Here is a 6,881-nt window from a genome sequence, read left to right as displayed (position 1 = left end):
GAAGCAGCATCTTAAGTAATGCGGCTCTGCGTTCAGGTGAATAGTACGGCACGACCAGTCTCTTTCCGCCCCCGATATGCTTTTTTTGGAAAAACCGGAGAGGCGACAACTATCCTGACACCGGGGGTTGTGAACAAACCTGAAATCGATGTGTCTCTTGGCGAGGTTGATTTTAAACAAATCCATACCGTCGGTAGCACCGCAGGAGAGCGAAAATTTTATATTCCCTTGAGCTGCGATATCGGCACTAAAGTTAAATTGACCTTGCGCGCGGGAACCGACGGGGTCTATGACAATTCCAAAGGGCTCATCAATCTGTCGAACAGTGCATTGAGCAGCACCGCTCAAGGGGTAAAAATTCAGATTCTGTTCAATGACGTACCCGTCATCTATGACAAACCGTTGGATGTGGGCGCACAAACTGGGGGCGGCACTTTTACTCTACCATTGACGGCCCGTTATTATCGAATAGGCAAAACGCTCAAGGCCGGTATCGCCGACAGCAGCGTGATTTACACCATTACCTACGAGTAGAGGAGTATCGGCATAGCGCAAGCTACTGCCAGCGCTGCCGGACTGGCTCATGCTCGAGCTGTTCGATCTGCAACCTCCCGTCCAGCGTGCTTACAGGTAAACCACTTCCATCATCAGCGTTGCGCTGAAGGTGCCGAGGGTGGGCAATTGCTCGCTGGCTATCACGGGGCGCACCGAGAATTTCAAGTTCAAAGCGGCATCCTTCACGGCAAAGATCTGCGGCTCGCCAAAGTTCATTTCCAGCGGGCGAACCGTGGTGGTCACATCGCTTAAACGCGTCGCCAGTCCCAGTTGGTTCGACGTGGTTCGCATAGTGCCCGAGTCAAAGGCACCGCGGCCTGACGTGAAAGTTATCTGTACACGGCTGCCTTTGGTGCACTGAAAGTTCAAGGCAACGTCAGTCCAGTCGGTTACTCCCGCCCGAAGCGAGTTGAGATTGACCTTTGGTACTTCAACACTTTGCGTCAAGGGGAAGCTGGCCGTGCAAGGTGGCTTGATCAAGGTACCGCTGATTTCCAACTGCGTAGTGTCAGCGGCCCAGCTCGCCTGGGCCGGGTACAGCGCCGCGGCGCAATGCACAGCCCCCCAGAAGATCAGCCTCGTAAACATTGACATTTTACAAATACTCGATATTTACAACGGTTGAGGCACTGAACGTACCTTCGCTCAATGTACCGATGGCGACCAGCTTGGCCTTCATGCCCAGATCGACTGTACCGTCTTGCTTGGTCAGCGTCTTTTTTGACCCAGTGATGTCGACGGGCGAACCGTCGCGGTTCCAAGTCAGGGAATACGCGAGGTTTTCTTTGTCGGTCGCGGCCTGCGTGGTGGAACCTGATATCGCATTGGACGCCTTGACGCTGATACTTAAGGACGAGTTGGCCGGGCATGTCAGGGTAATAGGCACCGGAATGATTGGACCTGACGCCACCTGATCATAGCGCAAGCTACCAAAGTCTACGCTCAGTGCCTTGCTACTCGTCATTTTGCAAGATGAGCGCGTCAGGGTGCCACTTACATTTATGGTGACAGTATCAGTAATTGCGAATGCCGACGGGCAGATTATAACTGAGAGAAAAATGGCGATAGCGGAACGAAATAATTTCACTGCTGCACTCCTGTAAAAATCAAGGGTACGTTAGGTTGAGTGTGTATTGGCTGGAGAACTCCCCCACGGGTGATGCGCCGGCGTTAACCGTAGGGCGAAAGTTCAGACGGATAAGATTGTTACCTTTAAGCAAGGTGAAACGGCGAGCGGTATTGAAGTCGACAGCTTGTCCGTTATCGACCCAGGTAGCGCCCATCGATAAACCATCCAGGGTGGTAGCGGAAATGCCAGTACGGATCGCTTTTTGCGTCGGCACAAGCTGCGCAGTGGCCTGCACGCCGGCAAGGCAGTTGATGTCGATGTTGGCGGTGCGCCGGACGAAATCAACGTCATTGCTGGAAAGCCTACCAAACTGAAGTTCGAGACTGGTCGCTGAACCAATAGAGCATGTTGGGTTTACGACAGTGTACGCATACATAACCTCAGCAATTTTAGTACTTTCACCAATCCCATCCTCGTTGGATCTGGCAAATAAAGATACGGTTCGCGCATAAAAACCAGTTGCTCGTCCCGCTGTGACATAAATAGAAAAGCTGAATGGAAAAACACTATCCTTTAAAATTTGGCCCGAGCAATTAGGCCTAATAAAGCAGGCCGTTTTTGCCCCGGACATCGCATCTGGAACCGCTACGTAAGCCAGATCTTCAACGACAACTGAAAGTGGCGTCACATTAGTGCTATTCGAAATTTGCGTCTGACTATAATAACCGCCCAATGGGAACCAGGTATCGGCCCTACACGTTCCAGAGACCAAGCTTGAGATTGTAGTACTATTAGGCCGTACCTGCCCAAGATTAAGGAAAGACGATTGGGGAGCGGAGCAGGTGATCGCTCTCACACCACTCGCATGAGCGTGCTGACTAACGACACTGCACAATACAAAAAAAACGGAACAACCAACGCCGCACTTCATTAAACTTTTTACTTCTGTAGTATAGCACATCAGCACATTCTCCCTTAGTTATCGACAACAGTTTTAACCGGGCTACACGCGAGGCTGAGTTGACCAACACCAGTTTTAGCCAGTGTGTAATTCTTCAAGTCAAACATATGACTGCACCAAGGCTTGCCGTTAACGCTGATCACTAGCCGAGATTTCTCCGGTACGCCGGTGAGGAAAACCCGACCTCTATCAGCCACCATTGCGTCGCTCAGCAAAGTGCCTTCCGCATCGAACAGTTGGACGTTGGCCGCAAAAGGCGCAGGTGAGCCCTCTGTGGTTTGTATGGTTGCCAATAGACGGCGACCGTTATGCGTATTGAAACGGGCCAGGACAAATGCGCCACGATTAGGCGTGACTTCCTGTACCAGGCTCGCGATATCAACATTGTCGGAAAGCGAATCGGTATTGAGGGACACCCGGTTACTGCGGTAAGGCTGGGCCGAGGAAATAATCGTGTAACCGCTGTTGTTGGTCTTGACGCCGCTGCGGGTCAAGACGCCGACATCGGCCGCGCCCGGGGTGGCGACAATAATGTTGGTTTCTCCCAGCGGCTGGGTAAACATCAGGGTGTCGCGGGTGGCAACCACACCGCCCTCGACCCCGTAATCCATTTGCCGGTTGTTTTCGTCGCTGTTGTAGGAGCCATGCCAGATTGCATTGGCACCGTTGTAGCGCGCGGCAACCGAGCCGCCCACTACGCGATCGTCGTCACTGATTTGCTGGCTCATGCCCACGGTGTACGACAACGCATCGTCGCTCAGGCTCGAACCGCTGAACGTCGCCGCACGCGTCGCGTTGCCGTTGGAGTCCTGGTTATTGCTCAAGCCGATACGACTGCTGCTACCCGGCTGGCCGAGCGGAATACTCACGCTCAACGACAGACTGCGAATGTCCTCGCCGCCGCCGCCGCTCTGCGCCAGGCCGAGATTGTAGGAGGCGCGTCCGACGCTAAAGCTGTAACCCAGTTGAATCGAGGTATTGCTCTTGGCCATGTTCCAGTAGTCGGTTTTGCTCAGGTTGGCGTACATGCCGCCATAGTTGCCGAACTGCTGCGACACGTTCGCGGAGAAACTGCTTTTCATGTGGCCTTGCAGATAGGGTGAAAACAGCTCTCTATTGGACGCCGACTCATCCACATAGGGCGCCAGAGAACGGGTGGCACGCGCATTGTTGGCCTCATTGAAGCTGTAGTAACCACTGGTGGAGTAGCGGTAGCCAATCAGGCTGAAGTTGGTATCCGTCAGGTTCAGGGTCTTGGAATACCGGAACCGGTATGACTGGCCGGACAGCGACTCGCGCTGGGGGCCCATGTCATCACTGACCGCGTGCGTCACGTCGAGGGAAACCGCACCAAACCCGGCAAAGTCGTGGGCAAAACCCAACAATGACGATGTGTATTTATCGCTGACAATCGCACCGCCAAACAGCGTCGTGCCATCGCTCACGCCGCGACGCAGAGTGCCGAGGACAAACGCCGGCCGATCCTGGTCGACCGCGCCATCCGGCGGTCGATACTGCCCCGCGGTCAAGGAGTAACTCTGTTGACCCTCACGCATCATGTACGGCACCGAGGAAAACGACTGGCTGTACACCTGACGCTCGCCGTTGGGGCCTTCAATCGATACCTCAATGTCGCCGTTGCTCGGCGTCGAGTACAAGTCCTTCAATGCGAACGGGCCGGATGGCACCCATTGTTCGCTGATCACATAGCCGCGTTGGCGCAAGGTCACCAGCGAACGGCCATTGGCGACGCCACGCACCACCGGCGCGAAGTTGCGCGAATCGTCGGGGAGCATGTCGAGGTCGGACTCAATACCGACGCCGCGATAGGAAATGGCGTCGAACAGTTCGCTGTCCGTCGAGCTTTCACCGATCGTGGCAATTGCCATCATGTCGCCCATATCGTGCTGGGCGTAGGTGTCCACCGACTTCCATTGACCCTCGACCTGGGTACTTTTCTGCCACGTCGAAAAATTGCGCAACCGCCAGGCGCCGCTGTTGATGCCGCTGCGCAGGCTGCCGAACTGCGACTGCCGGCTGCCGTAGTCGGCTTCGTACCGGCTACCGGAAAAGCTGTAGTTGGAGAACGCCACTTGCTCACCGTCGCTCCAGTTCTTACGCCGGGTGGCAAACGGCACGGCGCCGATATAGGCCTGGGGTATCTGCAGGTCCAGATGTTGTTTGTGGAAGTCGTAGCTATAGGAAACATCAGCCAGACCGCGATTGAAGTACACGCATTGATCGGTGCTGAGCGCGGCGTTCACCAGTCGAGTGGGATCCACCCCCAATTGCTCAAGCTGCTCGACGCTGAAGCACGGAAACAGACCGGTAGCGGTGGGTTTCTGCGGCGCGGCTTCACGCACGAAACGCAGGTCGCGCTGTTCGATCAACCGACCGTCGACGGTCAGGTTGACCCGGTACACGCCCGGCAGCTGTCCTTGACTCATGGTCTTGACCTGCTCGGCGACTTCGACCGAACTGTTGCCTCCCCCGATTTCCAGAAAAGACGCATCAAAGCTGTAGTCGGCTTGAACGAAGGGGCTGGTCAAACCGGTGACACCCAGCGCCAGAGAACTCAAGTAGTTTAATAAACGCGTACGAGCGCGCATGCACGGACGCAACATGGAAGATTCCTTTCATTGGGCTAACAGCTCAACGAGCGCTAACGGAATCTGTTTTGACAGTGCTTCCGTATTCGTTGATATAGCTGAGCACGAGCGAGTCGCCGGGCTTCAGCGCGTGCGCGGATCGCGCAGTGCTGCCTGGCCGGATCACTTCAGGCAGGGTGCTGTCAGCGCGGTTGTTGACCAATAATTCGCTGACCACCACATTGAAACCGGAGGGGTTATAAACACTCAACTTGCCGCCTTCCGAGCGCCATTGAAGATTGGCCACGGCGTCTTTCAGCGTCCCCTTCAACTCAACCGGGCGATAAAACAGTTTGATGGTGGTTTTGAGTGCAATCTGCAAAACATTCTGCTTGCGCATCTGCTCATTGACCGCGGGGATAGCTTTCACATTGAGAAAGAACAGACTTTCTTTATCGGTCGGCAAAGATTCGGCATTCGTCGCAATAATCCTGAGAATGTTCTGACTTTTCGCATCCAGGCGAAATAACGGCGGTGTCACAATAAACTCATCGGCACTTCGATCCCGGTCGTCGTAAGTACTGACCCAGGACTGAACAAGGTAAGGCGATTCTTCGTCGGTGTTTGCAATTGAAAGGTTCGCCTCCTTTTCCTGGCCTTGATACACCACTCGCGTGGTGCCGACATTTACGCCCGCCTGGACGTGGGGTAACCAAAGACAGGTCGCCAACGCCGCAATGGCCGCAACTTTTAAACGCATGAAGATGTCCCTCGATTTAACGCCCGGCTCGCCCAACGGCACGAGCCGCGGCGTTAACGTTGCCGATTACTTGTAAGTAACGTCGAAACTGGCCAACGCATTCACTTGACCGGTGCCGATACCCCGTACGCCAGGCTTGCCATCGGCACCCTCGCCGTCGGCGACCAGGCGAACATAGGACGCGGTGAAATCGAAGGTGTTGGATTGCGGACGCAGCACGTAGTCGGTACTGGCCGTGTTAAGCGGCAGTTTGCTGCCGGTGCGCGCATCATTGATTTGAATACCGACACCCGCCACCTGATTGTCACCGGTCATGCCCAGAATGGTTGGATCAGTCGTCGACTGCTGACCACGGAAGGTAATCGCCGCATTTTTCAGGGTGGCGCTGCTGCAGTTCTCCAGGGAGATGGAAAATGGCACCGAGCCGGCGGTAGCGCCCACAGTGTTCTCGAAATCAGCCAGACGGACCTGGCCCATGTCCACCGATTTCTTAACGTTTTCGCTGTTGATCGTGCAAGCGTTATCGTTGATCGAACCGCTGAACTCAACCTGACCGTCGGAGGCCTGCACGCCGGCGGCAGCCAGCAGAATCATTAACGTGGAGCTATAGAGCGCGGTGCTTTTGCACATTTTCTGGATCATGAGAAGGTGTCCTTCAACAAACAATAATGTGATTTCACAATTGACTTCCCTGTTCCACGAATTGCGATACAGGTTGTTCATCATTCTTATGTACGCCCGCCATTCCCATGAGACGATTCCGAAAAACACACCATCAGAAAATAAAACACGCTTCGTCCCAAACGCTAAAATCTGCACATATAAAAATGTATGGTCAGCCCATCTCCTGCAACCTCATGGGCTGTTTTCGGTAAAGCTGGCTTGCGCTAATGTATCCGGGCTCATTGTGAGCGTTGCTGCAACAACGCTCGACCCTCGATGAGTAGC

7 protein-coding genes are annotated in these 6,881 nt (G+C 54.5%); 1 reads left to right on the top strand and 6 read right to left on the bottom strand.

Annotated features, from left to right (window positions below):
• The first annotated feature begins 129 nt into the window (after positions 1-129).
• Entirely contained in the window at positions 130-534 is a 405-nt protein-coding gene (locus AACY11_RS27930) for a fimbrial protein (RefSeq protein WP_339496275.1), read from the top strand.
• A gap of 90 nt (positions 535-624) precedes the next feature.
• Here AACY11_RS27930 and AACY11_RS27925 read toward each other — a convergent pair whose 3' ends face one another.
• From AACY11_RS27925 to AACY11_RS27900, 6 genes are all read right to left on the bottom strand, one after another.
• Positions 625-1,143 carry a fimbrial protein gene (locus AACY11_RS27925; protein WP_339496276.1) on the bottom strand — a complete coding sequence of 173 codons (519 nt, stop codon included), beginning with the start codon at positions 1,141-1,143 and terminating at the stop codon, positions 625-627.
• A 7-nt stretch (positions 1,144-1,150) separates the two neighbouring features.
• Entirely contained in the window at positions 1,151-1,642 is a 492-nt protein-coding gene (locus AACY11_RS27920; RefSeq protein ID WP_339496273.1) for a fimbrial protein, read from the bottom strand.
• A 19-nt stretch (positions 1,643-1,661) separates the two neighbouring features.
• Positions 1,662-2,312, bottom strand: coding sequence for a hypothetical protein (locus AACY11_RS27915; protein WP_339496272.1), 651 nt, complete (start codon positions 2,310-2,312; stop codon positions 1,662-1,664).
• 287 nt (positions 2,313-2,599) lie between these two features.
• Positions 2,600-5,209 carry a fimbria/pilus outer membrane usher protein gene (locus tag AACY11_RS27910; protein ID WP_339496270.1) on the bottom strand — a complete coding sequence of 870 codons (2,610 nt, stop codon included), beginning with the start codon at positions 5,207-5,209 and terminating at the stop codon, positions 2,600-2,602.
• Positions 5,210-5,237: 28 nt separating this feature from the next.
• Entirely contained in the window at positions 5,238-5,933 is a 696-nt protein-coding gene (locus tag AACY11_RS27905) for a fimbrial biogenesis chaperone (protein WP_339496269.1), read from the bottom strand.
• 66 nt (positions 5,934-5,999) lie between these two features.
• Complete coding sequence (locus AACY11_RS27900) at positions 6,000-6,575, bottom strand: fimbrial protein (protein WP_339496268.1); 576 nt, start codon at positions 6,573-6,575, stop codon at positions 6,000-6,002.
• Positions 6,576-6,881 lie beyond the last annotated feature (306 nt).

The sequence above is a fragment of the Pseudomonas sp. RA_105y_Pfl2_P56 genome (genome assembly GCF_963970845.1).
GTDB lineage: Bacteria > Pseudomonadota > Gammaproteobacteria > Pseudomonadales > Pseudomonadaceae > Aquipseudomonas > Aquipseudomonas baetica_A.
Note: the sequence above shows the minus strand (reverse complement) of the source record. Positions and strands in the feature narration are given on the sequence as shown.